Annotated in this window: 29 protein-coding genes; 5 read left to right on the forward strand and 24 right to left on the reverse strand. The window is 42.2% G+C overall.

Annotated elements, in window-relative coordinates:
- Positions 1-7 precede the first annotated feature (7 nt).
- Together AB5Z12_RS05605 and AB5Z12_RS05610 are read right to left on the reverse strand one after the other, a co-directional pair.
- Entirely contained in the window at positions 8-577 is a 570-nt protein-coding gene (locus AB5Z12_RS05605; protein WP_118578564.1) for a chromate transporter, read from the reverse strand.
- Positions 574-1,149 carry a chromate transporter gene (locus AB5Z12_RS05610; RefSeq protein ID WP_118578566.1) on the reverse strand — a complete coding sequence of 192 codons (576 nt, stop codon included), beginning with the start codon at positions 1,147-1,149 and terminating at the stop codon, positions 574-576. Before AB5Z12_RS05610 ends, AB5Z12_RS05605 begins: the two co-directional genes overlap by 4 nt.
- Positions 1,150-1,399: 250 nt before the next feature.
- Between AB5Z12_RS05610 and uvrB the strand changes: the two genes are divergently transcribed.
- On the forward strand, positions 1,400-3,388 hold the full coding sequence (uvrB, locus tag AB5Z12_RS05615) for an excinuclease ABC subunit UvrB (protein WP_173716404.1): 1,989 nt from the start codon (positions 1,400-1,402) through the stop codon (positions 3,386-3,388).
- Positions 3,389-3,540: 152 nt separating this feature from the next.
- Here the strand turns inward: uvrB and AB5Z12_RS05620 are convergent, their stop codons facing one another.
- The 6 genes from AB5Z12_RS05620 to AB5Z12_RS05645 form a co-directional block, all read right to left on the reverse strand.
- The gene (locus AB5Z12_RS05620; RefSeq protein ID WP_173770632.1) at positions 3,541-5,130 is read right to left on the reverse strand and encodes a glycoside hydrolase family 43 protein; all 1,590 of its coding nucleotides are present in this window, start codon (positions 5,128-5,130) and stop codon (positions 3,541-3,543) included.
- A 570-nt stretch (positions 5,131-5,700) separates the two neighbouring features.
- Positions 5,701-6,876 carry a tyrosine-type recombinase/integrase gene (locus AB5Z12_RS05625; protein ID WP_227198724.1) on the reverse strand — a complete coding sequence of 392 codons (1,176 nt, stop codon included), beginning with the start codon at positions 6,874-6,876 and terminating at the stop codon, positions 5,701-5,703.
- Between the two features lie 295 nt (positions 6,877-7,171).
- Complete coding sequence (locus AB5Z12_RS05630; protein ID WP_148461276.1) at positions 7,172-7,360, reverse strand: hypothetical protein; 189 nt, start codon at positions 7,358-7,360, stop codon at positions 7,172-7,174.
- Positions 7,357-7,524, reverse strand: a complete 168-nt coding sequence (locus AB5Z12_RS05635; RefSeq protein ID WP_178090563.1) for a hypothetical protein — start codon at positions 7,522-7,524, stop codon at positions 7,357-7,359. Before AB5Z12_RS05635 ends, AB5Z12_RS05630 begins: the two co-directional genes overlap by 4 nt.
- Positions 7,525-7,717: 193 nt before the next feature.
- Positions 7,718-7,927, reverse strand: coding sequence for a hypothetical protein (locus AB5Z12_RS05640; protein ID WP_195379276.1), 210 nt, complete (start codon positions 7,925-7,927; stop codon positions 7,718-7,720).
- Positions 7,924-8,247, reverse strand: a complete 324-nt coding sequence (locus tag AB5Z12_RS05645; RefSeq protein ID WP_148461274.1) for a hypothetical protein — start codon at positions 8,245-8,247, stop codon at positions 7,924-7,926. The genes AB5Z12_RS05640 and AB5Z12_RS05645 overlap by 4 nt, the downstream gene beginning before the upstream one ends.
- Positions 8,248-8,544: 297 nt before the next feature.
- Here AB5Z12_RS05645 and AB5Z12_RS05650 point away from each other — a divergent pair, with 297 nt between their 5' ends.
- Together AB5Z12_RS05650 and AB5Z12_RS05655 are read left to right on the forward strand one after the other, a co-directional pair.
- Positions 8,545-8,778, forward strand: a complete 234-nt coding sequence (locus AB5Z12_RS05650; protein WP_148461273.1) for a helix-turn-helix transcriptional regulator — start codon at positions 8,545-8,547, stop codon at positions 8,776-8,778.
- Between the two features lie 47 nt (positions 8,779-8,825).
- Positions 8,826-9,368 (forward strand): Uma2 family endonuclease, encoded by a 543-nt coding sequence (locus tag AB5Z12_RS05655; protein WP_148461272.1) that lies wholly within the window; start codon positions 8,826-8,828, stop codon positions 9,366-9,368.
- A 164-nt stretch (positions 9,369-9,532) separates the two neighbouring features.
- Here the strand turns inward: AB5Z12_RS05655 and AB5Z12_RS05660 are convergent, their stop codons facing one another.
- The 10 genes from AB5Z12_RS05660 to AB5Z12_RS05705 form a co-directional block, all read right to left on the reverse strand.
- Entirely contained in the window at positions 9,533-10,189 is a 657-nt protein-coding gene (locus AB5Z12_RS05660) for a Rha family transcriptional regulator (RefSeq protein ID WP_148461271.1), read from the reverse strand.
- 230 nt (positions 10,190-10,419) lie between these two features.
- A complete protein-coding gene (locus AB5Z12_RS05665; protein ID WP_227198736.1) occupies positions 10,420-10,623 on the reverse strand; it encodes an antA/AntB antirepressor family protein in 204 nt (67 codons plus the stop codon).
- Between the two features lie 323 nt (positions 10,624-10,946).
- Positions 10,947-11,360, reverse strand: a complete 414-nt coding sequence (locus tag AB5Z12_RS05670) for a RusA family crossover junction endodeoxyribonuclease (RefSeq protein ID WP_148461269.1) — start codon at positions 11,358-11,360, stop codon at positions 10,947-10,949.
- Between the two features lie 336 nt (positions 11,361-11,696).
- Positions 11,697-12,578, reverse strand: a complete 882-nt coding sequence (locus AB5Z12_RS05675) for a sigma-70 family RNA polymerase sigma factor (protein WP_148461268.1) — start codon at positions 12,576-12,578, stop codon at positions 11,697-11,699.
- A gap of 63 nt (positions 12,579-12,641) precedes the next feature.
- Positions 12,642-12,923: a hypothetical protein gene (locus AB5Z12_RS05680; RefSeq protein ID WP_195379275.1), complete on the reverse strand. Its 282-nt coding sequence runs from the start codon at positions 12,921-12,923 to the stop codon at positions 12,642-12,644.
- Positions 12,924-12,938: 15 nt separating this feature from the next.
- Positions 12,939-13,364: a hypothetical protein gene (locus tag AB5Z12_RS05685; protein ID WP_148461266.1), complete on the reverse strand. Its 426-nt coding sequence runs from the start codon at positions 13,362-13,364 to the stop codon at positions 12,939-12,941.
- Positions 13,339-13,767, reverse strand: coding sequence for a hypothetical protein (locus AB5Z12_RS05690; RefSeq protein ID WP_148461265.1), 429 nt, complete (start codon positions 13,765-13,767; stop codon positions 13,339-13,341). The genes AB5Z12_RS05685 and AB5Z12_RS05690 overlap by 26 nt, the downstream gene beginning before the upstream one ends.
- A 74-nt stretch (positions 13,768-13,841) precedes the next feature.
- Entirely contained in the window at positions 13,842-14,918 is a 1,077-nt protein-coding gene (locus AB5Z12_RS05695; protein ID WP_195982653.1) for an AAA family ATPase, read from the reverse strand.
- Between the two features lie 89 nt (positions 14,919-15,007).
- Positions 15,008-15,328 carry a hypothetical protein gene (locus tag AB5Z12_RS05700; protein WP_148461263.1) on the reverse strand — a complete coding sequence of 107 codons (321 nt, stop codon included), beginning with the start codon at positions 15,326-15,328 and terminating at the stop codon, positions 15,008-15,010.
- Positions 15,329-15,343: 15 nt separating this feature from the next.
- A complete protein-coding gene (locus tag AB5Z12_RS05705) occupies positions 15,344-15,535 on the reverse strand; it encodes a DUF6462 family protein (protein WP_148461262.1) in 192 nt (63 codons plus the stop codon).
- 176 nt (positions 15,536-15,711) lie between these two features.
- Here AB5Z12_RS05705 and AB5Z12_RS05710 point away from each other — a divergent pair, with 176 nt between their 5' ends.
- Positions 15,712-16,335, forward strand: a complete 624-nt coding sequence (locus AB5Z12_RS05710; protein ID WP_148461261.1) for a helix-turn-helix domain-containing protein — start codon at positions 15,712-15,714, stop codon at positions 16,333-16,335.
- A gap of 253 nt (positions 16,336-16,588) precedes the next feature.
- Positions 16,589-17,089, forward strand: coding sequence for a QueT transporter family protein (locus AB5Z12_RS05715; protein ID WP_148461260.1), 501 nt, complete (start codon positions 16,589-16,591; stop codon positions 17,087-17,089).
- A gap of 197 nt (positions 17,090-17,286) precedes the next feature.
- Here the strand turns inward: AB5Z12_RS05715 and AB5Z12_RS05720 are convergent, their stop codons facing one another.
- The 6 genes from AB5Z12_RS05720 to AB5Z12_RS05745 all read right to left on the reverse strand — a co-directional run bounded on the left by AB5Z12_RS05720 (position 17,287) and on the right by AB5Z12_RS05745 (position 23,821).
- Entirely contained in the window at positions 17,287-18,162 is an 876-nt protein-coding gene (locus AB5Z12_RS05720; protein ID WP_173716402.1) for an HAD family hydrolase, read from the reverse strand.
- On the reverse strand, positions 18,146-20,497 hold the full coding sequence (locus AB5Z12_RS05725; RefSeq protein WP_173718786.1) for a glycoside hydrolase family 65 protein: 2,352 nt from the start codon (positions 20,495-20,497) through the stop codon (positions 18,146-18,148). Before AB5Z12_RS05725 ends, AB5Z12_RS05720 begins: the two co-directional genes overlap by 17 nt.
- A gap of 4 nt (positions 20,498-20,501) precedes the next feature.
- Positions 20,502-21,344 (reverse strand): carbohydrate ABC transporter permease, encoded by an 843-nt coding sequence (locus tag AB5Z12_RS05730; protein ID WP_173716400.1) that lies wholly within the window; start codon positions 21,342-21,344, stop codon positions 20,502-20,504.
- The gene (locus tag AB5Z12_RS05735) at positions 21,344-22,222 is read right to left on the reverse strand and encodes a carbohydrate ABC transporter permease (RefSeq protein ID WP_173716399.1); all 879 of its coding nucleotides are present in this window, start codon (positions 22,220-22,222) and stop codon (positions 21,344-21,346) included. The genes AB5Z12_RS05730 and AB5Z12_RS05735 overlap by 1 nt, the downstream gene beginning before the upstream one ends.
- 113 nt (positions 22,223-22,335) lie before the next feature.
- Entirely contained in the window at positions 22,336-23,646 is a 1,311-nt protein-coding gene (locus tag AB5Z12_RS05740) for an ABC transporter substrate-binding protein (protein ID WP_173716398.1), read from the reverse strand.
- Positions 23,624-23,821: a hypothetical protein gene (locus tag AB5Z12_RS05745; protein WP_173716397.1), complete on the reverse strand. Its 198-nt coding sequence runs from the start codon at positions 23,819-23,821 to the stop codon at positions 23,624-23,626. The genes AB5Z12_RS05740 and AB5Z12_RS05745 overlap by 23 nt, the downstream gene beginning before the upstream one ends.
- Between the last annotated feature and the right edge of the window lie 29 nt (positions 23,822-23,850).

A 23,850-nucleotide genomic window follows, 5' to 3' on the forward strand; every position in this document is an offset into this window, starting at 1 on the left:
TTTCCAGTCAGCTTCCGACAGCCGCGCAAAACAACATATTTGCCACACCGCACAAAACCATCACCAGAATGGGATTCATTTTAAATTTTCTTAAAAGCACCAGTGCGGCAGTAAAGAACACCACCATTCGAATGCATATGTTTTCCCGAAACAGTTCCAGTGCACCATTTATAAAAAAGGATGATACTAAAATGGTGACTCCTGCCTTGGCGATCATGGCCACAACCGCCGGGCGAAGGGATGTAAGAGTTCCCTGGAGAAGGGACATTTTCCGGTATTTCGTGTAAATATATGCCAGCAGGGTTACAATTATACAGGAGGGTAAAATACAGCCAAGAGTAGCCACCACTGCGCCACCAGGACCAGCAATCCTGGTTCCTACAAAGGTTGCGGAGTTTACTGCAATAGGACCAGGAGTCATCTCTGCAATGGTCACAAGATCCGAAAAAGTTTCCATAGAAAGCCAGCCATGCATAGTCACTACCTGTTCCTGTATAAGAGGCATTGCTGCATATCCACCTCCAAAGCTTAATGCACCAATCTGAAGGAAGCTGAAAAAGAGCTGAAGATAAATCATTTTTTGCTGCCCTCCTTCACAAGTGTACGCGCAAATCCAAATACAGCCACAATAAGTATTATATAAATAATGTTCACCTTCAGAAAATAGCTTGCACAAAAACTGATGACCATAATAATCACATTTACCCAGTCTTTTGACTTCGCCACGTTTTTCCCCATGTCGTATACCACGGAAATGATCACAGCACCTACGCCGGCAGTCATGCCTTTCAAAAGAGCTGCTATATAATAATTAGAGCAGAATGCATCATAAAACAAGGAAATCAGGGACAGGATCACCATTGGCGGAATAATAGCCCCCAGAACCGACAGCAGCATTCCCGGTATTCCCCCAAGCTTGTATCCCACCACAATTGCTCCGTTTACCGCGATTGCTCCTGGAGATGACTGTGCGATTGCCACCAGATCCAGCATTTCTTCCTCATCGATCCAGTGATATTGATCCACAAATTTCTCTTTCAATAAAGTAACGATCACATATCCGCCGCCAAAAGTAAACGTACTAAGATATAACGAGGCAAAAAAAAGCTTTCTCAGCACATATCTTTTATTCTTTTGTTTTTCTTCCATTTCCGGCACTCCTAATAATTCTGCATGATTTCTGTGCATCGCGAAGCGTGTTACTGGTCAGGTCATGAACAATCACGCTTTTCTTTTTTAAGATAACGCACTATAGGTATGTCTGTCAATTAAAGTTTTGGAATGCTTCTGGCATTTCAGAAGGCAGAACAAATATTCGATTCTGCTGTACTTTTATAAAAAAGGATGCTATACTGAAAACAGTTAAAGCGTGTTTGATTTTATAAAAGAAAGGACTCATATGGATCATTTTGAATTACATTCCGAGTATAAACCAACCGGCGATCAGCCACAGGCTATTGAGAAACTGGTAAAGGGATTTAAAGAGGGAAATCAGTTTGAGACGCTGCTTGGTGTCACCGGCTCTGGTAAAACTTTTACTATGGCAAACGTTATTCAGGCGCTGAATAAGCCTACTCTGATCCTGGCCCATAATAAAACTCTGGCAGCACAGTTATACGGTGAGTTTAAGGAATTCTTCCCGGAGAATGCGGTGGAGTATTTTGTCTCCTATTACGATTATTACCAGCCAGAAGCATATGTGCCTTCTTCTGACACTTATATTGCCAAGGACTCTGCGATCAATGATGAAATTGACAAGCTCCGTCTTTCTGCCACTGCCGCCATGTCAGAGCGAAAAGATGTTATTATCATCTCTTCTGTGTCCTGTATCTATGGATTGGGTTCTCCTCAGGAATTTCAGGACATGATGATTTCCCTGCGTCCTGGCATGACTAAGGATCGTGATGAGGTTATCCGGGAGCTGATCGACATTCAGTACACCCGAAATGAAATGGACTTCCACCGAAGTACCTTCCGCGTCCGTGGCGACACTCTGGAGATTTTTCCGGCTAACAGCTCAGATACCGCTGTCAGAGTGGAGTTTTTCGGAGATGAGATTGACCGTATCTCTGAGATTGATGTGCTCACCGGAGAAATCAAATGCCAGCTTGCGCACATCGGTATTTTCCCTGCTTCCCATTATGTAGTACCAGCGGAGCAGATTCAGAAAGCAGCCATTGCCATTGAAGAGGAATTAAAAGAACGGGTAGACTACTTTAAAAGCGAAGACAAGCTTCTGGAAGCCCAGCGTATCTCCGAGCGTACCAACTTTGATATTGAAATGATGAAAGAAACCGGCTTCTGCTCCGGTATTGAGAACTATTCCCGTCATCTTTCCGGACTGGAGCCAGGGCAGCCACCTTATACTCTGCTGGATTATTTCGGGGATGATTTTCTTCTTATTATTGATGAGTCACACAAGACAGTCCCACAGGTTGGCGCTATGTACGCAGGCGACCAGAACCGTAAACAGACATTGGTAGACTATGGTTTCCGTCTGCCCTCTGCCAAGGATAACCGCCCTCTGAGCTTTGAAGAATTTGAGAATAAACTGGACCAGGTTTTGTTTGTATCTGCTACCCCGGGAGATTATGAATACGACCATGAGCTTCTCCGCGCCGAGCAGATCATCCGTCCTACCGGTCTTCTGGATCCGAAGGTGGAGGTGCGCCCTGTAGAGGGACAGATAGACGACCTGATTTCTGAAATAACAAAAGAAACCTCCAGGAAAAACAAAGTGCTGATCACAACTCTCACCAAACGAATGGCCGAGGATCTTACCCAGTATATGAAAGATGTGGGAATCCGTGTCCGTTATCTTCATTCGGATATTGATACTCTGGAACGTGCAGAAATCATCCGCGACATGCGTCTGGATGTATTTGATGTGCTTGTAGGCATTAACCTTCTGCGAGAAGGACTTGATATTCCTGAGATCACTCTGGTTGCTATTCTGGATGCAGACAAGGAGGGCTTCCTTCGTTCTGAGACTTCCCTGATCCAGACCATTGGCCGTGCTGCCCGAAACAGCGAAGGACACGTTGTCATGTATGCAGACGTGATGACGGATTCCATGAGAAATGCCATTGAGGAAACCAACCGTCGCAGGGAAATCCAGAAAGCCTATAATAAGGAGCATGGAATTACTCCTACTACTATTAAGAAGGCAGTCCGTGATCTGATTGCAGTTTCCAAGGCAGTTGCTGAAACTGAAGTGAAGCTGAAGAAGGATCCGGAATCCATGAGCAAAAAAGAGCTGAAGAACCTGATCTCCCAGTTGGAAAAACAGATGCGCCAGGCTGCTGCCGACTTGAACTTCGAGCAGGCAGCAGAGCTGCGTGACAAAATGATCGAATTGAAGAAAAATCTTGCAGATGCGGAAAAGTAATCCTTCGATTTTTCCATGCATTTTGCCAGTCAGATTTGGCACAATTTACAGGATTCTCTGCCTGCAGCGGATCGCCTCCGGCCACATTTATATTTGCGCCGCAGTGCGATCCTGCCCGGCGGGGATTTCCGTTAACCTTGATTATTCAGCAATTAATTTTTATTTATCTTCACTGAAAAATTTCTAAAATGTCCTTCCGCATTTTCTGAGAACATTCCGATATAAGTTCCTGTAAAACTCATGTACATGGTTCCTTCTGTAGCCAGCCCTGCAGTAGCGCCGCTTCCCAGCTTCTCATAGTATTTTCCATCTTCGCTGTACCAGAAATCATATTCCAGAGGATTACCGATAATACGAAAATGAATATTTTCCCCAGAGGATACTACTTTCTCAGCTGTTCTTGCAAACATATCATGAATATGCCTGGAAAGACAAACCTTGTACTGTCCGTCCTCTCTGGTTAAGTAAATTTCATAATGATAAAACTGATTGTAGAATGTCCCCAGTCCCACTCTTTTATTTAAACCTTTGACGTTGCTGTCTTGGGAAACCAGACAGGAATCTGAAAAATTTTCTTTCAGACTCACCACAACATCTGCCTCAACATCAAATTCCTTCTGCTTGATTCCAACCCAGGTCGGAGTATCCATATCATTTAAAGTTACGCTTGTTCCCTTCAAAATAAGCTGTCCGGCAGCGGTATCCCGCACATAATTCTCCATATGCGGAGTTCGAACCCAGTTATAATGCAGGCTGAATTTCTCTTCCGAAAAATTATCTGTAAAATTCCGGCATATCGGCTGCACCTGATTACCTGGAAGTGGTCCCTCCATCTCCAAATCTATTCTTCCATTATTTCCAACAACCGGCCAACCCTCTTCATTCCAGATTACAGGGCTTAAAAATGTCTCTCTTCCAAGATGGTGAAGTTTCAGACCTCGCTGTGGAGTACAAGAGGGACGAATTCCCAGACAAACCAGCCACCAGTTTCCATTCTGATCAACTTCCAGATCTGCATGTCCGGTACAGGCAATAGATCCATCTGGATTATCCCTGTGGCTGAGAATCGGATTATGGGGACACGCCTCATACGGTCCAAATGGAAAATCTGCTCTTTGCATGGTAACCATATGTCCATATTCTGTGCCTCCCTCTGCAAGAAGCAAATAATATTTTCCATTCAGCTTGTAAATATGTGGTCCCTCCGGACAGATTCCGCCGCAGCCATGGCTGATACAAACACTTTCGGACAACTTTTCCCCTGTGTATGGATTGATTTTGCACATAAAAATTCCGTCTCTGTCATCTTCATCTCTGGAAGTAGAGGCGAAGTAAACATCTTCGCCATCAAACAACAAAGTAGGATCAATCCCTCCCTGATCAATCCATACCGGCTTTGACCATTCCCCGTAAATATCGCTGGTATGTACGATCAAATGCCCCTTATGTGACACATTGGTAGTGGTCATAAAAAACTCACCGTTATGGTAACAGAGCATCGGCGCATAAATTCCGCCTGACGGCCGAACACCGTCCAGATAAAGCTGCTCTTTATCTCTCAGACAGTAATTGATCAATTCCCAGTTCACAAGATTCTTACTGTGGTAAACCGGAACTCCGGGATAGAATTCAAAAGTTGAATTTACAAGATAAAAATCATCCCCGACTCTACAAATCGACGGATCTGGATTGTAACCGGAAATAATGGGATTTTTGTATTTTTGTATTCTGATATCTGACATGTTTTTTCCTCCTGACCTGCAAACCGACAAATGCGGTTCTCTTCATAAGATATCTACAGATTACTATGATTCAGAAGGAATAACAACCCTAAAAACTTTTGCTGTATTACAGGAAAAGTTGTATAAACGGCACTGTAAATATGGGTAAATGTGGGTATGCTCCGAACATTTTGGGAATAACCTCTTGAAAACCGGAATTCTATATGTTATACTGATACCCGTTGAAAAGCCCTGAAAAATAAGGTCTTAAGCGGCTTTTCCGCCGATTCCCGGCGTAGGTCATATACCTTCTGGTATATGCCTCCGCGGCATTCGTCAAATGTCCATGCAAGCATGGCCGCTTGACTCATTGCAGCGCGAAAATGAATCGAGTGTTCGTGACCTTCCACTCGTAAAACAAAACTTCTTATTAAATATATTTATCAGCTTTTATCATAGTTCATACAGTCCCAGAAAGCCTGTTTTTCTGGGACTTTCTTTTTATCTTCATTTGCCAAGTGTTATGCCATTGTGGGTACGAAAGTGGGTACGCTAAAACTACAAAAGAGCAGCGTTTTCAGCTGCCCTCTATCAAAACATGCTTATGATCTTTTGCATTTCTTCTGCCTTAGTATCTGGTAACACATGACTGTATAAATCCATTGTCATTGCCAGGGAGCTGTGTCCCAGGATCGTTTTTAAAACCTGCGGCTGCATTCCGGCTTCTATAGCTCTGGTGGCAAATGTATGCCGAAATACATGTGAAGTTATCCGGGGAAAATCATGCCCTGCTGCCCGGATCCGTTTAATTGTTCGGTCAATCTCTGCTTGCACACGCTCCCGGCTCAATGGCTTTCCCTCTTCATTGCAGAATAAATATCTGTCCAGACGTTCCACCTTAAAGCCCCAGTACCCTTTCTGGTTCTCCAGAAGTGCCAATATATCCTCTGTTAATGGAATATCCCTTGTAGATGTTCTCGTTTTCGGAGTATCTTCCAGGTATCCCTGACCTTCAATATACTTCAATGTCCGTTGTACATGAATCACATTTTCCTTTTTATCAATATCCGTATACTTCAAGCCTTTCAACTCTCCGGATCTCATACCGGTACGAAGCATAACTGCAAAGAAATTGTATAAATAGCTCTCCTTGGCATATTCCATGAACAGCGCCTGTTGCTCTTTCGTCATGGCCTGTCTTTCCTTCCGCTCTTTCTGCCTTGGAAGCTCTGCCAGTTTAACCGGATTGCGCTCTATCAGCCCATTTTTCAATGCCTGCTGAAAACATCCATTTAAAACTGCCGCTACTACCTTGATACTGGAAAGCGCCCATTCTTCTTTAACGAGATCATTGTACAAACTCTGGATATGCTCTCCACGAATGTCCACAATATTTTTCTTTCCCAGGCGCTTACTGATCGCACCCTTATAGTATTTCTGGTAACTGTTATATGTACTGTTCTTCACGCGATTTTTCTTGTATTGCACCATCCAGGTCTTATTCCATTCGTCCAGAGTGATTTTCTCTTTCTCAACAAAAAGACCATGATCCAGCTTATACTTCAGCTCACGCATTTTCTTTTTGGTTTCTGTAATGGTATCCGCGTATACAGAATAGCTCCTATATTCAACCTTAACACGGCCCTCATAGCGTCCATTTGCTCTCTGACGAATACCAGGCGGTAATTGCTTGCCTTTTTTATCTACTGCCACAAAATCACCCCCTAACAAAATATTGATCTCTTGCCTGGTGATCTGGTAACTCACCAGGGTATTGCTCCACGTTCTCTAAGTATTTTTTATCCCACTGTCGTTCCCGATCAGACTGTTGGCGCAGCATTTCAGGAATCGGCAGCAGTACCGCACCGGCTCCAGGATTCTATTTCCAGGAGTTGCGCCGGCGCAATTTGCTGAAAATATGTATCAACTTCGGTTTTCGTGAAAGTATTGCACTTTTGCAGATATTATTGTAAAATTTATCCAATGAGAGAAGTGATACCTGACCCCCACTTTTGGGTTGGGCCATCATTTCTCTTTTTTTTGCAAAACGGATATCACATTTTTATTTCATTTCAAGCAGCTGCGGTCTTTTCTCATCCGCCAGGGAAAACACCTTCTGCAGAAAAGTTTCTACCTGCGGATGCCGCACAGCTGACAACATCATCAATTTTAACTGCAGATAATCTTCCGGAGTTGCCTTAGACAATTCAAGAATAAACTCTGCTGCCAGGTGGGTAATCTGCGTTGTCATTGCTCCTGCCCTCCTGACGCTTCCTTAATTGCTTCCGGAACCTTCTTTACTTCCTTTTCCCATAATTCGTTAAAGGCTTTGCCTTTCTCTATGGCGCATTCAGCTTCAGTCAAATTGTTATCCATATCAAACAGAATTTTTTTAATACTTTTTAAATTCTCCAATGGTCTTACCCTCTTTTTCTCTTGATTTCGAAGACCAGATTCCTGTATAATGACAGAGATCTGGTTAATTCGTGGTTGCCGGGTTACTCGCCCCTGTCAGTGTTGGTAGCGCTGACAAGGGCACTTTTTTATAATTCTTTTCCATCATGTGTGATCTGAAATAAAATGGTACACATCACACCAGAAAAGAAAATTAATACTGCTTCTGTTGCTGTGAACATCTCTCAAACTCCTTTCTTTTAGCATGCTCTGCATCCACCAAGGGACGAAGTAAAGCAAGTTCTTGATCAATCTGCTTCATTTCAATCTCATATTCTGGTTTCCAGTCATTACCGCTATGACAAATAATAAAAGATTTTCTGCTTACCAGCTGAATGTATTTCAAAACCTCTTCTGCTGTCATATCGGTTGTACCTGGGATTCCCCGAAAAAGCTCGCCTTATAGGTAGCACCATCTCCCCTGCTCCCCCAGATCAGGCAGCAGTTAAATAATGCCTTGGATCCATGAAGAACCTCATAGCCTAATTGCTTCCATCCGGTGTAGGTGTTGATTTCTTCTGTAATACCTGCAGCAGCCTTGCTCTGTTCAATACGCTTGGTATTGACTTTCTCGGCCTTGGCGGATAACCATGCTCTGTGAAGGGCTTCAGCAAAACTGATACCCTTTGTCTTGCGGTAAACCTTCCAGGCTTTCAACATGATTTTTGATAAATTATATCTCATGTATGCATCTCCTTTCTCTTCTAGGAATCCCGATCAGCTCCGGCAGGTCTTAAACCAATCTCGGCAACTTTTGTTCCTTTGCTTACCCTTGCCCGGTATTATGTTGGTGTCTCCGGTGTACTTCCGCTACTTCGTTTTCACCCTTCGCTGTTGTACTGTTCCCTTGAACTGATTATAGTATAACCCGTTTTGGGTTACTTGTCAACCATTTTGTAATATATTTTGTATTATTTTTCATCTTTTTAGATTGACTTATAACCTTATTTTTATTATACTTTAGTAAAAAGGAGGTGCAATATGTCCATACATTACAAAGATAATGAACAAATCGTTATTGAGATAAAAAAGCTCATGCTTGAAAAACAAATATCACAAAGGGAAATTGCTGAACAGTTAAACATAAAGCCCCAAGGACTTACCAAACTACTAAACAAGAAAAACTTTGGATTCGAAGATGCTCAAAAAGTCCTCTCTGCAATGGGCTATGATTTAGTTATTGACTTCCAACAAGCAACACCACCACAACCATAACACTTACTTGAAACTTATTAATGTTTTCCAAGAAAGGATGTGTTACTATGCCATTACCACAACGAGAAGATTACACTATCGAAGATATTTATGCTTTACCAGAAGGAACCAGGGCAGAACTGATTGACGGTCAGATCTACTACATGGCACCACCTACCAGAAAACACCAAGATATCGTTGGCGCACTGTATCGGAAGATTGCAGATTACATTGATTCCAAGAGAGGTTCCTGCAAAATCTATGTCTCTCCATTTGCCGTATTTCTAAGCGAGAATGATAAAAACTATGTAGAGCCGGATATCTCCGTGATCTGTGACCCAAACAAGCTCAACGATAAGGGCTGTACTGGTGCCCCGGACTGGATCGTTGAAATTGTCTCCCCCGGCAGCAGGCGAATGGATTATTTCACCAAGCTATTCAAATACCGGACCGCAGGTGTTCGTGAATATTGGATTGTGGATCCACTCAAGAACTTTGTCATTGTCTACAACTTCGATACCAGCGATTCCGAACAATACACCTTTGCTGACACGATCAAAGTAGGTATTTATGAAGACCTGTATATTGATTTCAATCAACTCAATTTTTAAAATAGTGGATTTCCATTTCAGGATTCTATCCCCTAGCCGTTTGTTGCCAATATAACAAGCGGCTTTTTTCTGCTCTTTTTGTCTTACCCTAAATTCTACCCTCACATGGTTTTCATCCGTTTTTGCCCCGGTTTTATGCTTTCACACCAATGATTTCCCACCTATCACGCTGTACACTGCAGATATTTCATGGATTCCAGCCGGTGTTTGCAGTCCAGGTAAATATCCTTGTAGCCCCGTCCTGCTGCCATACCGGTTCTCAAAGTATGCGCAATCAGATGCTCCACCAGGGACAAATCATCCAGCTGAGATCCGGCCGCAGTTCCCTTATCTGTGATCCCCACAATCTTATATGCAAGCCTGGTACAGTTGCTGTAATAATGATCTGCATGAATACTTCCCTGCGCTCTGGCATACTCCACAAATTCCTTGATAGCATCTGTTTCTGTCCTCCTGGTCATCCTCTCTTCCTGATCAGAGATCCTGTAGGCAGCAGTCCCCTTTTCCCGGATAAGTTTTTCCATCTGGTTAAATGCTTTTATATACTGCAATTTCCATGCAAGGGCATCTTTACCAGTAAATCCCATTACCAGCAGGGAAAAACCGTCCCGATTCATCAGATACATTCTATGATACTGTCCATCATCTGCCTTTCTTTTGCTGGCAATAAACATCTTTGAGGGTTCCTCAAAATTGAGGAGCGATTTCTGCAAATTATCAATAGCACGTAGCACATTATCATGTCGCATTTCAAATTTCTCCGCCACCTGTAGACTATCACATACCGCTTCATCATTTTTCAAATAAACAAGTTCGTTCATTCATTTTCTCCCTTCTGCACTGCTGAGTTTTCAGCAATAGAATCGCCGCTTAATTTTGAGCAATATTGCACCGGTACTCTGTTGACAATGGATTCCACCATTTGTTCCTTCTGATCAGATGCCTCTGAGCGGTGAACGCAATTTTGCGTTGAGCTGCTTCTTCTTAGTTCCACCCCAAGGAAAAATTGCCAGCGCCTTTCTTATTCTGCCAAACTATTTTATTGGCAAACTTATTTTTTGAGCTCAATCCAATTTTGGCTTCTCCTAACTGCGCCGGTTCCTCCTATAAGATAAATATGTCTCATCACGTCTACGGAGATCTCATAATCCGCAACCGGTCTACCTCCTGTACTTTCGCTCATTTTTGAGCAAAAGTCTTTTTCTGCTTCAAAACCATATTCTGCCATTCTAGGAAACCAGTCTACAAATTCGATAACAAATCGTTATTAAGTTTGTCATCCTCATTACCATGTATTGTAATTGCTCTGCAGATACAAGCTTACGGGACAATACAAGGCTGTAAAGACCAGATTCATTGATAAGCCAACAACCGCGCTTTCCTAAACTCGACGCTGTTTTGTCGCTAAGTTTATCAGCGTCCAACTGGATAGAATAAGGCTGCAAAGCCTCGATTCATTGATAAATATCCCCCCTCGTTTTCGACCGGATATAACGATTTGTTCGGTCAAAAGGGGCTCCACAGTACGGATACCCATTTCAGATAACCACTGTTTTACATTTCCTACATTTGCTATTTCTAATGCCCTGCAAACATCTGATAAGCAAAATATTCTTTGCTTCTGCCTTCTTGGTCCTTCCCTTTTTCAAAGGATAAAAACTCTTCCAGCCGTTCATTGCAGATCTCCAGTCTTGGTCTTTCGCTGTACTGCTTTCTTACCTGCAGCTCCACGACCTGTGTATCATCCCGGTATGCCACCTCATTAAGGGCATCCAGAACAGCTTTTACGATGTTGTCAATATCCGGTTTCTTTGCCGGAAGGAGTTCCCCGTTTAACATAGCCGTCCTTCTTACCTTGGAACAGCTCTTGGGGACCTCATAAAAAGCCTGGATCCGCACTTTGATATATGCTTCATTGAGAAAACGCTGCTCCCCGGCAGCTTCAGTAACTACTGCGTTAAAAACTGGAGTTTTCTTGAGTATTCCCGGAATAACCTCCGCAAAACCTTAACATTTCTTAACATCCCGAAATCGCAGCGTTGCATTTGTCTTTTGCAACGCTGCAATGCAATTTCTTCCCGAACGTTCGTTTTTCTTTTCCGAACGCTCGCTTTTTTATGGAGCGTTCCAGCCAGTATTTACGGAACATTCCGCCCTTTACATGCCACAGATTCGTTGGTTTTATAAGGTATTCGTGTTTGTTTTTAAGCAGCCTGATTCGTGTTGTTTCGTCGTTTTAAAACCCATGGACATTACAGCAAAAACCTGAGAAAACTTGACATTCTACGCGCGTATAGGAAAGATTCGTTTCGTTTTGGAATTTCCATCCTACCATTCTTCCAGGGCAATCCTTTCCGTACTGCTTGTCCAAGTCCGATTGAAGTGCTCTGCACCATTACCACGAAGAGCTTGATTGTATACATAATCATCCCAGATAAAGGGTTTGAGTTCATTGCTCATGGAAGGTTTCCGCAGTTCTCTAAGTCCCTTGCTCTGCCATTGCCTGACTGCTTCTACTGTGGTCCCTACCCTTGCAGCAGTTTCTTTCAGTGTCAGATCTTCCTGGAATCTTGCCCTGAGAACTTCCGGAGCTATTCCCGGCAAATCATCCACAATAGTCCAAATAACCGTTTTTAACTGTTCAGCCTGTATTTTATCCAGGATTTCATTTTCGGAGCAATCTGGACACGCTACGACGTCACACAGAGTACTTTCTTCGTTTTCTCCTACTGGTACATCAAGACTCCCCATTTTATCCAAGACTGCTGCCCGCTTCAGTTCTTCCAGCTTCTCATATCCGACATCCAGATAATAGCAGAGTTCCTGATCAGTCGGTCTCCGGTTAAGCTCCGCATACATGGCAGCAGTGAATTGCTTGTATTTCGTCAACTTCCCCCGGAAATGTCTTGGCAATCTCACAATTTTTCCGCAATCTTCTATGTAGCCATGTATACTCTGCCGGATCCAGAAAGAAGCATAGTGCAGAAAAGAAACACCGTTTTCTGGATCATACCCATTTACTGCATTGCACATTCCAAAATATCCCTGCTGGATCAAATCCTCAATTTCCTCATAAGCTGCATATTTCTTTGCAATAGATCTGATAAATCCTTGGTTCTGCTGCCAGAGCTGCAGCATATTATCAGCAACGTTCTCACCGGCTTTGATTCTCAACACAAGCTGCTTATTGCTCATCTTCTGGCTTGACACAAGGCAACACCCCCTTTACAATAACTGCATACAATCCGGTTGCCTGCTGCCTTGTGCAGTGGGCTATTTTGCTTTTTCCAGATATGCCCTGGCACTTTTCAGTGCTCCCAGGGTATTATCAGCTCTGTTCTCCAAGGTTCTGATAAACTGCCTTACCTCTCTTTCATTCTCTGGCAGATAGTAACCGCCCGGAGGAATGGACGTAGAAAGAATAACAGCACCTTCCCAGCGTTCTTTCTCTACCTGTTTCTGCAATGCCCTGACTGTTCCAAGGTTCAACCTCTTTGCCAGATATTCCGGTGAAAGAGCATTGCGCTGACCTGTTTTCAAAACTTCTTCTACCATTGTTCTCCTTTCTCACTAGTACTCCGAGGTTGAAACAGCTCCGCAAATAGTAAAGACATCTCTTTCCGGAGCTTCCGTTACACAGCGAGAAAGCTTTTTCAAAGAACCACTGATAGATTCTAAATGATGATCAATATTCTTCAGCTGTTCCTCTATCGCTTCCATACTTCCCTTTTCATAATCTGGCAGCAGACCATAGCCGTTTTCTTTGGTGATAACTTCCACATTTCTGTCTCCATAATGCTCTTTCATAACATTCACAGCCATACTTGACAAGTCATATATGTGGCTCAGCTTTTCATATCCCCCACTTTCTGGCTTTCCAACCAGAACACGCATTTCTCCGCTATAATCCTCATCCTCTTCAAACAGTGCAAGAATAAGGTTTCCAACCTCTGCTGCCGAATCCATTGTCTTAATCCATATTTGCTGTTCTTTCATCAGACCGCTCCTTTTGCTCTAAGTCCCATGCTTTTTTCATCAACTGTACTTCACTACATTTCAACTTTTCAATTTCACTCTTGACATTTTCTACTGTATCAATCAGATCGTAAAATTCACCGCCACCCGGATCCACTCTCAACATCTTAGCTTCAGCCGATTTTATAAGATAAACATTCCGATCAATATCACGCCTGGTTTTATTTAGCTGTTCTCTTAAAGCTTTAATATCCAATGTCATGCTACCTTTTCCTCGCTTATACTTTCTTTCACTTAATCTTCTGTTTAAATTCTGCAAATATCTGTCCTCTTCTGGGGTAATTCTTGTATCATCAGAGGTTAAAACCACTCCTTCTCTTGTTAAAATGACAAAAGCATTACAATATTTGAAATAATCTTTCATTTTCCACTACCTGATTTTGCCTGTGTAAAAAAACACATGCTACCATGCTACAACGCTACCTATCGCTCCCTATATTACTCAGTAGCATTAGTAGCATTGGTATTATTAGTATTATTAGTATCATCAGTAGCATTAAATTTCCACCTTCTTGTTTTTGAATTTCCGGGCACTGCATTTATCCCATCAATCCCCTGAAATAAATCATCAAACTCTCTAATAAATTTTCCTATTTTTCGTACATCTTCATTAATCTCCCAAGATAAATATTTACTAGCTGTTTTTATATCATCTGCAGTACCTTCCCAATATCCATTCCCTTGCTGCACCAATTTCTGGATAGTTTCTCTAATAGGATTCTGAGCAAACCAGGCTATTCTTCTCTGTTTATTTACATCTTCCTCTGTGCCAACATACTCCCACTGAAATGTACATTTATTAAAACGTATCTTCAGCTTCTGACTTTCCATATCACGTCCTGTAACATTCAAAGTACCCTCATCAGAATACCGATCTTCTTTCGTGATAATCCACGCACAGTCTAATGCTCCCATAACTCCAACAGATCCTGACAATTCATTAAAAACATCCCCTGGATCTTTCATCTTTCTTGTGTGATGAATGAGTAGTAATGCAATTTCATGACTATCTGCAATTCTTTTCAAAACCTTAAAATCGTCATAATCTCGATCATACCCCGATTGGTTTCTTTTAGCAGGTTGTCGAATCATCTGGAATACATCTACAATAATAAGTTTGATATCTGGATGCTGATTTAACTGATGTTCAATCTGTTCTGTAAATCCTTCATTGATCTTGCTTACTTCATCTTCTGCAGTCAATATGTAAAAATTCTCAGGCCAGTCACCGTTTGGGATAATTTGTTTTAACCGGCTCTTTGGTCTACGCTTTGTACTTTCCAGATCCAGATACAGACAGGCGTATTTGTTACACTGAAAACTTAAGAACTTTTCACCTGTACATACAGCCAGGCACAGTCCCAGAGCCATATAACTCTTAAAATACTTACTAGGTGCACCAATCATTGAAACGCCAACTGGAAGAAGCCTATCCACAATCCACACAATTTGTGGTATTTCCATCTTTTTTAATTCACTTGCACTCACTGCTACAGGATACTTAACTTCTTTCAATGGTCTGGTTTTTCCCTTATCCAGGACTGCATTACTTTTCTTGTCTGCCTCCAGAGCTGGATCCGGGCCAAGCTCTGCCAGTTCCCTTTCTACTCTGTCAAGCTCCGCAAGAGCAGCTTCTTTTTCTGTTCCAGAAGCCGTCTTCTTTTTTCCTTCCACGCTTCATGCTCACCTCTCTTTCTTTCTGATCTTACCCATTCGCTCAGCTCTTTTTGTCCTGGGCGGAAATACTCGCAATATTCCAGATCTAATTGCTCATATTCCTCTGGCAGCAGGTTATTTCTGAGAATATTAAATATATTCACATTTGCCCGAATGATTAGGTTTCTCATCCGCTCATAAAGTTCTGATCCCCACCGATACTCTTTTGCAGCTTTCACAACCGCGTTTACTTCTTCTTGTACTGTCATTTCGCGATACCATTTTTAGTTTGCCAGGCTGTCCATGTAAGCATCTACTTTTGAAAAATTGATCAGATAACATTTACCAATCTTAATTTCTGCACCGGCTTCACCTGCTACCTTACGCATGGTATTCCGTCCTAATCCGTACCTTGCACACGCTTGTTCAATCTTTCCAGTTTTAATTTCTGGCATCTCTTTTCTCGCTTCTCTCATGTTGTCCTCTCCTTTTATCGTTGATATTTATTAATTTATATTGATATTATGAACTGTAATATATATTTTGTCAATACAGGTTTTTATTGTTAATTTCTATTGATTTTTTACATGTACAGTGATAATATGTAATAAACAAAGATAACGTTAAAATAATTTTATGGAGGCTCAATATTATGACGAAAAAAATAAATTTTATTCCCGAGCGTTTAAGAGAATTGAGAAAAAGAGATGGTTCTACCCAAAAAGAATTTGGAGAAAAGGTAGGATGTACAATGGCTTCAATTTCAGCCTACGAGAATGGTTCCAAAGTGCCACCAACACCGACGCTTATAAAAATGGCAGAAACATGTGATTGTTCTATTGACTGGCTCTTTGGCTTAAGAGATGATTCTACTGCAGGAAATGAAGAACCTGCAGCAAAAACCTATTCAGATTATATAAAAAGATTATTTGCGTTAGATGATGGCTCAGTTTCTTTGTGGTTTGATGCTTGTAACGAAACCGATCCCTGCACAGAAACAGCTCGCCTTGCAATTTTATTTACAGATTCTGTTTTAAATACGTTTTTAACAGCTTGGAAAAAGACTCGTGCTCTCTATCTGGATGGAACCATTGACAGTACAATATACCAGGCATGGAAAGAAAAAATCCTGCGCGATTTTAACAATCCTATATTAAAAGATGATAATTCATGGGAAGACTTTTTTAGTGCATATCGAGATCTGCACCGAAATGAATTATGTAGCCAATATGACGCGGTAGTTAGTTCCCTAAGTCTTATCCAACCTTTTGAATAATTAAATGCCAATTATCCTCTCCAATTGGCAGCATTAAAGCAACTTTTTGATTATTAAAATTCCATTGTGGGTAAATTGTGGGTACGACCACATTTCCCCTTGCATTTCTCTCCTAAATATGCTATACTCATGCCCGTTGAAAAGCCCAGAAAAATAAGGTCTTAAGCGGCTTTTCCGCCGATTCCCGGCGCAAAATGAATCGAGTGTTCGTGACCTTCCACTCGTAAAACAAAACTAAAGGAGACAAATGAATATGAAAAACAAGAGTACCCTGTTTCTGGTGCAGGCAGCGCTGATTGCGGCTGTCTATGTTGTACTGACACTGGTGTTTGCACCGTTTAGCTATGGAGAGATCCAGGTTCGAATTTCCGAAGCCCTGACCATTCTTCCATTCTTCACACCAGCTGCCATTCCTGGTCTTTTTGTAGGCTGTATCCTTGCCAACCTGCTTGGCGGTGCAATTCCTCTGGATATTGCATTCGGAAGTATCGCTACCCTCATCGGAGCTGTATTTACCTACAAACTTCGTAACAGCAACAAATGGCTGGCACCAGTTCCACCAATCGTAGCCAATGCAGTTCTGGTTCCATTCGTACTTCGTTACGGCTATTCCGTCAATCTTCCGATTCCACTTATGATGCTTACAGTAGGTGCCGGAGAGATCATTTCCTGCGGAATCTTTGGAATGGTACTTCTTACTGCACTTTCCAAGTACAAAAATACGCTGTTTGGCAAACAGGCTGCTGCTAAATAAATTCAAAATCACAAATACCCGGTAAGGAATCTCATAAGAATGATTTTCTCCACCGGGTATTTCTATATTTCACGCATATATTCCAAAATATATCTTCAAAAAACATTATACAAGATACATGTCACTATTTGTTGAAGATTTTCTCCAGCTGAAGTTCCATAATAGGCTGCAACATCCAAATGTAAGTCCATCTTTTTTTATTCTATCTTCACCTGCTCCCTCAAAAATCCAAGAAACCGTTCCACACCACCGCCAAGTTTGGTCACACCCTCCGGCCTTTTTCCTGGAACTTCTGATACATCAAAGAAATCTCCATTTCCTGTTTTCTTCGTCTTCATGAAGCTGTCACTTCCATAAATCCCTTCTTCAATTCCCACATACTCATCCCCCCAGAAGCAGCATTCCTCCGGACAGATTCCATACGCTTCCTGAAGATGCTCCAGAATACGATCCACATTGTCGCTCTTACTTGAAATCCCCACCTCCAGATACTTAGCATCACAGGTTGGCTTCACTGTTATCCCATACTGTTCTCCTGCTGCCACAGAAATATCCAGAAGCCCCTGAAGACCGCCTTCTACACCATGCTTTTCCAGGCAATCCTTCAGCATATCCAGCTCATTCTCCTGCATAAACAGATTATCCCCTCTCTGGTTCTCCACCATCAGATCAATCTTACAATAATTAGGTCTGGAAAATACAATGTCCGTATTCAGTCCATACTTTTCCAGAAGCTTCATATGAATGTCAAAGCAGATTCTGTGAATATCCCCCAGCATTTTTTTGTCTGGAAGCATATCCGAGAAAATCAACTCCTGTCCATTTTCATACCGGTAATTAAAGGCACCGCGTCCAAGTCCCAGATACAATTGCGCCAGCTGTTCCTTTGTAAAATACGTCTCCAGTTTTCCCCCTGCAATATTTTCTATTGTAGTTCCGCTTACGATTACCAGATTTACCTTCTGGTCCAGAAGAGGTCGCATTGCTCCTACAATCTCCTCCACAGGTGCCTTTCGGCTGAGAACAGCTGTGCCATCCCAGTCGAAAAAGACTGCCTTATATTTCTTCTTCATAAATACTTCCCTTTCCTGCCTCCAGATGAATTTCCTTCTCATTAAGTTTTAAGAAGACTGCATCTCCTGACACCAGTTCTACTCTTGTTTTTTCATGTGTAAGCTGAATATTCAGCTTTCTTCCCCGGTATAGAAGGTTAAACTGCATACCCTTCCACAGCTTTGGAACATAAGGATGCAGTTCCAGTTCACCGCCGTTTACCCTCACACCTGCAAATCCGTTGATAATTGCCTGCCAGGTTCCTGCCATATTTGCAGCATGGATTCCCGCATAGAAGTTATCATGATAATCATCCAGATCCATTCTTGCAGACTGTGCAAAATATTCATACGCCTCGTCATAATATCCGATCTGGCAAGCCAGCATTCCAAACACACAGTTAGAAAGAGAAGAATGATGCAGTGTCACTTCCTGATAGAAATCATAGTTTCGTTTCAGTTCTTCCTTGCTGAATAAATAACTGTGCAGATAAAGCCCGAAAATAGCATCTGCCTGCTTGCACATTCTCTGTCTGTAGACAAATAATGGATGATAATTTTCATACAAAAGATGTCTCTTTTCCGGTGGGATTCTGGAATCATCCCATGGACGAAGCATCATAAACCGATCATCCAGCGCATATACCTGACGACTTTCATCATATGGAAAATACATATTTTCCACAATTTTTTTCCAGTATGCAGTTTCTTCCCGGGTAATTCCCATTCTGGAAACAAATGCCTCATATACATCCTCTCCAGCCTCTTTTAACATATCCAGCGATTTCAATGCATAACGGATATTTTCCCTTCCCATAAGATTGGTATAAAAATTATTATCCGTAATAGCATTGTACTCATCTGGTCCTGTTACCGCACAAATACAGTATTTTCCGCCCTTGCACTCAGCAAAATATCCTACATCCGCCCAGACTCTGGCAGTCTCCACAAAAACCTCAGCAGCCATATCTTTGAAAAACTCCATATCCCCGGTAACACTCACATACAGCCAAAACGCATAGGCAATATCTGCATTGATATGATACTGGGCCGTACCAAGTGGAAAATAAGTGGAAGCTTCCTCTCCATTAATAGTACGCCATGGATAAAGAGCCCCCTTCTGGTGTCCAAGAACTTTTGCACGGTCCCGGGCCTGATCCAATGTACGGAAACGATACTCCAGAAGTTTTCTTGCAAGCTCCGGTGCTGTGTACACAAATACCGGAAGCACATACATTTCTGTATCCCAGAAATAGTGTCCTTCATATCCTTCCCCAGAAAGCCCCTTTGCTCCCATTCCTGTGCGTCCGTCTCTTCCTGCAGACTGCATAATATGAAACAGGTTAAAACGGATTCCCTGCTGAAGGGTCTCATCATCATAAATCTGAACATCGGAAACATCCCAGAATTCATGGATTTTATCCATATGAGCCTGGAATTCCTTCCTCCATCCATTCTCAGATGCCTCTTTCAGTTCTTTTTTCGTAAATCTTTCCAGCTCGCTAACCTCCATGTCCTGACTGGATGTATAGACAATAGCTTTCTCACAGGTAACCGTAGTATTTTCCGGAATCTCCATTCTGCTTTCACACACAGCATGTCTTTTTTCTTCCTCTGTTTCAAAAACAGTTACAATCTCTCCGGCTCCTTCTATTTTATACTGACTTCCACAGCCCACAGTCATGCAACTCTGCAAAGTAGTGCCCTCATAATACAGCACACCGTCTTCAGCCTGAAGTTTATCCATATGCAGTCTGCTTCCAAAAGGACCATAGCCGATCAGCGGATTTGTCTTCCTCGTATGATTCTCCACATCCCCATTTAAATGAGAGCAGATACGAATCTCCCCTGAAAAATTCACTGGTGTGATCTGAATTCGCTGGTACATTCTGTTCTTATGCACCAAAGACACAAAACGTTCCATCACAAGCTGCAGCTTTTTCCCCTTTGGAGAAATCCAGGTCAGCTTTCTTTCCACATAGCCATCTTTCATATGGAGCACACGGCTGTAATCTTCCACCTTGCCGGTGCGCATGTCAAACAGCTCTCCATCTGCATAGATTTCTGTTTTCTTAAGATCCGGCAGATTCAGAAGTGACTGGCTCTTGGTCGGAAATCCATAATTCCACTCTCCGTAAGGAATGTCCACACTTTCATAAAATCCGTTGATAAAGTTGCCTTCCAGCCCTTCATCAACAGAGAAATCATAGCCTTCTTCAAAAGTACCTCTGGTACCAATATATCCATTTGACAATGCAAAGGTTGTCTCATTCCGGTAATTGGTTTCCATGGAAAATTCCTTTTCTGTAACATTCCATGTCTCTACTGGATAAATCGGTTTCTTGTTGATATCCATATTCTCATCCTTTCACAGCCCCTGCAGTAAGACTCTCCATAACCTGTCTCTGCAGAAGGATAAATAAAATAATTGTAGGAAGCACCGTCATCACAACTGCTGCAAACAGCGCGGAATAGTTGTTTGCAAAAGTTCCCATATAATAATTCAACGCAATAGGAACTGTCCTTGCACGGTCACCGCTTGTCAACATCAAAGCGAAATAGAACTCATTCCAGATATTGATAAACTGAATCATGGCAATGGTCACAAGTCCCGGCTTCGCCAGCGGCAGGATAATATGTAAAAATGTCTGGATAAAAGTTGCGCCATCAATATAAGCCGATTCCTCAAGCGCTGTGGAAATGGTCTTATAATAGCTGACCATAACAAAGAAAGACATTGGAATTCCCATTGCAGAATACACAATGATCAGACCAAGCTTTGTATCAAAAATCCCCAGCTTCTGGAAAATGGCAAACAATGGCTGGGAAATTGCCTGTGCCGGAAGCATTAAGGATGCTGAGATCAAAAGCACGATCAGAGTTTTCAGTTTAAAATCAAATCGAGAAATCACATAAGCGCACATTGCAACCAGCGCTACCGTAACAAGAACACTGATTCCCACAATGAGCACACTGTTCATGAAATATTTCAAAATCGGTGCATACTGAAGTGCCGCCTTATAGTTATCCAGGTTAAAACTGGATGGCAGGGACAATGCAGAGGAGTTAATCTCTGCATAAGATTTAAAAGACCCCAAAAACGCCCAAATGATTGGTGCCAATGAAATAAAAATCAAAAAGATCATAAAGAAATATTTGAAAAAGGACGCGATCCCATTTTTCACTCTGCTTGTTTTTCTCATTATGCCGCCTCCTTTTTCTCACGGAAAAGACCTTTGATCAGAATAACCAGTGTGATTCCGATAATGATCTGTACTACCCCTACTGCGTTTGCTTTTCCATAATTGTTTTCCAGTGTCGCTGCCTTATACAGATAAATGGGCAGGTTCAAAGTAGAAGTTCCAGGTCCGCCTTTTGTTGTCATGTAAATAATGTCAAACTGTGACACCATGGCCACACTTGCAAGAGTGACACAGGTTCCGCATACATTTCGCATCAGCGGTAGCGTAATATAACGGTCTGCCTGCCAGGGAGTTGCACCGTCGATTGCTGCTGCCTCATAAATCTCTTTGCTTACAGCACCCATTTCTGCCAGAAAAATAATGGTGTTAAATCCGGAATAGAGGATCCAGGTTGCTGTCACCGTCCAGAATGCATATCTGGAATTTCCGAACAGATTTGGAACCATGGCGTAGTCGATTCCAAGAAAATCCATGATTGGCTTTACAATTCCGAACATAGGATTTAAAAGCAGAGTAAACATAACACCTGTTGCCGCTGTAGGAATGATATTTGGGATCATGTATGCTGTTCTTGCAAATTTCCAGCCCTTCGGTTTTCTTCGAAGAACAAGTGCCATAGCAAGACCAACACCTACATGTATGGTGGACTGCAGCACTACCCACAGAAGGGTGTTCCGGATGGAGCAGATAAAATCGCTGTCACTGAAAATCGTAATAAAGTTTTTGATTCCCTGAAATGCAGGTGAATTAAAAGCGGTATAATCACACAGAGATGTGTAAAAAACAGTGATGATAGGAGCCGCATATACCAGTGCAAATAAGATCATGCAGGGAATGGTAAACAAAAAAATCCATATCTTTTTATTCTTTGTATTCATTTTTTCTCCTCACAAAAAGAATCCTGCCTGCAGAAAATTCCAACGGAATTTCCTGTTTCATAAAAACAGCCTGTCACCAGAGCTGTATTGGTGCCGGTGACAGGCTATTTACATTATTCCACGTTCTTTGCTGCCGCTTCTGACAGTTTTGTGCAGAACTCTTCTGCTGTGATGTTTCCATATGCCAGTTCCGGAAGCTCTGTTGAGAAGGTATCAATTGTATTCTGATACCAGTATGCCTGATTCTGTCCGTAAGTCACCTCTGCCTTGCCCTGGATTTCAAGTGCCTGTGCCATCAGAGGATCGCTCTCGGAAAGTGTATCCGGAACCTCAAGATTATCAGATACAGGCTGTAATCCGGTCATTTCCAGAGCCTTGATCTGGTTTTCCGGAGTTGTCTCGAATTTCAGGAATGCAACTGCTGCCTCTATTTTCTCAGGATCGGTAGCGCCTACCATATCGCCAGGTGTTGGAACCATTTCCATTCCGTTCCCTGGAAGAAGCATGATACCAACCTTGTCATAGAAGCCTTCCGGAGCCTTCTCTGTCTCAGAGAAATCCGGGATCATCCATGGTCCGTTCGGGAACATTGCAACTTCGCCGTTAAAGAAATGAGTTGCCATTGGATCATATTTTCCGCCAACAGCATCTGGTGTTGTATAGTTCTGGAACATTTTCTGGATGTTCTCTGCTGCTTCAATTACTTCTGGTGTATTGTAATCTGTTGGATACATAGTGTTCATCCACTCATTTCCAGCATCACCGTTTGTTCCAATAAGAGCACTCATCCACAGGTTTGTCAGCCATCCGGAATCTGCACTATCCATTCCGATCGGGGTGATTCCTGCTTCCTTCAGCTTGTCGCATGCTTCAAAGAACTCATCCCAGGTTGCATATGCTACTTCCGGAGCCTCGATTCCAGCCTGCTCAAACAGGTCTTTGTTATAGTAAATGTAAGAAACCTCTTTAGAAACCGGAATACCATAAATCTTGCCATCTACTGTATTGAAATCCAGAGATGTTTCATCAAACAGAGATTTCCACTCCGGATCTGCATCCAGGTAAGGTGTCAAGTCTGCTACTTTTCCGGATTTTGCAGCCAGCTCGATAATGTTGTTTCCACCATTGAAAACGATATCCGGCAGATCTCCGCTGGAGATAAGAAGTTTGATTTTCTGATTAAATGCATCTGTTGTAGGAATTTCCTCAAAGCTGAACTCTACGTTCTTTCCTTCCTCTGTCTGCTGAAAAGCTTCGAACAGATAGGAATAGTACTCAGCTGCGTAGTCGGTTCCTACGTGATAGTTGATCACGCTTAAAGTTACTTTTTCATCATCGGCAGCCATTACAGGTACAGCCATTCCCGCACACATAGTTCCGATCAGTGCTGCTGCCATAATTTTAGAAATCATTTTTCTTTTCATGATGTTCCTCCCTTGTTTTGGTTTGTGAGTGTATTATAGCCTGTAAAGCCCCTTTTTTTAATAAAAGACCTTGTGCTGTTCCTTGGATATTTCCGCACCATTTTCCTGATTTTTTCCCATTTTTCTCCTTTTCTTTCTCCTGTTTAAAAATTTTGTCCTCTTCTTTAAAATACATGACATTCCTGCAAATTTAATTGATGTACT

This window comes from Ruminococcus sp. RTP21358st1_G6_RTP21358_211008 (assembly GCF_040908885.1).
Classification (GTDB): Bacteria; Bacillota; Clostridia; order Lachnospirales; family Lachnospiraceae; genus Blautia_A; species Blautia_A faecis.

Excerpts from the sequence above, each read along its gene's own strand:
- AB5Z12_RS05605 (WP_118578564.1), bottom strand. The coding sequence starts at position 577 with ATGATTTATCTTCAGCTCTTTTTCAGCTTCCTTCAGATTGGTGCATTA.
- AB5Z12_RS05610 (WP_118578566.1), bottom strand. The coding sequence starts at position 1,149 with ATGGAAGAAAAACAAAAGAATAAAAGATATGTGCTGAGAAAGCTTTTT.
- uvrB (WP_173716404.1), top strand. The coding sequence starts at position 1,400 with ATGGATCATTTTGAATTACATTCCGAGTATAAACCAACCGGCGATCAG.
- AB5Z12_RS05620 (WP_173770632.1), bottom strand. The coding sequence starts at position 5,130 with ATGTCAGATATCAGAATACAAAAATACAAAAATCCCATTATTTCCGGT.
- AB5Z12_RS05630 (WP_148461276.1), bottom strand. The coding sequence starts at position 7,360 with ATGACAACGCAGATTACCCACCTGGCAGCAGAGTTTATTCTTGAATTG.
- AB5Z12_RS05640 (WP_195379276.1), bottom strand. The coding sequence starts at position 7,927 with ATGACAGCAGAAGAGGTTTTGAAATACATTCAGCTGGTAAGCAGAAAA.
- AB5Z12_RS05645 (WP_148461274.1), bottom strand. The coding sequence starts at position 8,247 with ATGAGATATAATTTATCAAAAATCATGTTGAAAGCCTGGAAGGTTTAC.
- AB5Z12_RS05650 (WP_148461273.1), top strand. The coding sequence starts at position 8,545 with ATGTCCATACATTACAAAGATAATGAACAAATCGTTATTGAGATAAAA.
- AB5Z12_RS05655 (WP_148461272.1), top strand. The coding sequence starts at position 8,826 with ATGCCATTACCACAACGAGAAGATTACACTATCGAAGATATTTATGCT.
- AB5Z12_RS05660 (WP_148461271.1), bottom strand. The coding sequence starts at position 10,189 with ATGAACGAACTTGTTTATTTGAAAAATGATGAAGCGGTATGTGATAGT.
- AB5Z12_RS05680 (WP_195379275.1), bottom strand. The coding sequence starts at position 12,923 with ATGGTAGAAGAAGTTTTGAAAACAGGTCAGCGCAATGCTCTTTCACCG.
- AB5Z12_RS05685 (WP_148461266.1), bottom strand. The coding sequence starts at position 13,364 with ATGAAAGAACAGCAAATATGGATTAAGACAATGGATTCGGCAGCAGAG.
- AB5Z12_RS05690 (WP_148461265.1), bottom strand. The coding sequence starts at position 13,767 with ATGAAAGATTATTTCAAATATTGTAATGCTTTTGTCATTTTAACAAGA.
- AB5Z12_RS05700 (WP_148461263.1), bottom strand. The coding sequence starts at position 15,328 with ATGACAGTACAAGAAGAAGTAAACGCGGTTGTGAAAGCTGCAAAAGAG.
- AB5Z12_RS05705 (WP_148461262.1), bottom strand. The coding sequence starts at position 15,535 with ATGAGAGAAGCGAGAAAAGAGATGCCAGAAATTAAAACTGGAAAGATT.
- AB5Z12_RS05710 (WP_148461261.1), top strand. The coding sequence starts at position 15,712 with ATGACGAAAAAAATAAATTTTATTCCCGAGCGTTTAAGAGAATTGAGA.
- AB5Z12_RS05715 (WP_148461260.1), top strand. The coding sequence starts at position 16,589 with ATGAAAAACAAGAGTACCCTGTTTCTGGTGCAGGCAGCGCTGATTGCG.
- AB5Z12_RS05720 (WP_173716402.1), bottom strand. The coding sequence starts at position 18,162 with ATGAAGAAGAAATATAAGGCAGTCTTTTTCGACTGGGATGGCACAGCT.
- AB5Z12_RS05725 (WP_173718786.1), bottom strand. The coding sequence starts at position 20,497 with ATGGATATCAACAAGAAACCGATTTATCCAGTAGAGACATGGAATGTT.
- AB5Z12_RS05730 (WP_173716400.1), bottom strand. The coding sequence starts at position 21,344 with ATGAGAAAAACAAGCAGAGTGAAAAATGGGATCGCGTCCTTTTTCAAA.
- AB5Z12_RS05735 (WP_173716399.1), bottom strand. The coding sequence starts at position 22,222 with ATGAATACAAAGAATAAAAAGATATGGATTTTTTTGTTTACCATTCCC.
- AB5Z12_RS05740 (WP_173716398.1), bottom strand. The coding sequence starts at position 23,646 with ATGAAAAGAAAAATGATTTCTAAAATTATGGCAGCAGCACTGATCGGA.
- AB5Z12_RS05745 (WP_173716397.1), bottom strand. The coding sequence starts at position 23,821 with ATGTATTTTAAAGAAGAGGACAAAATTTTTAAACAGGAGAAAGAAAAG.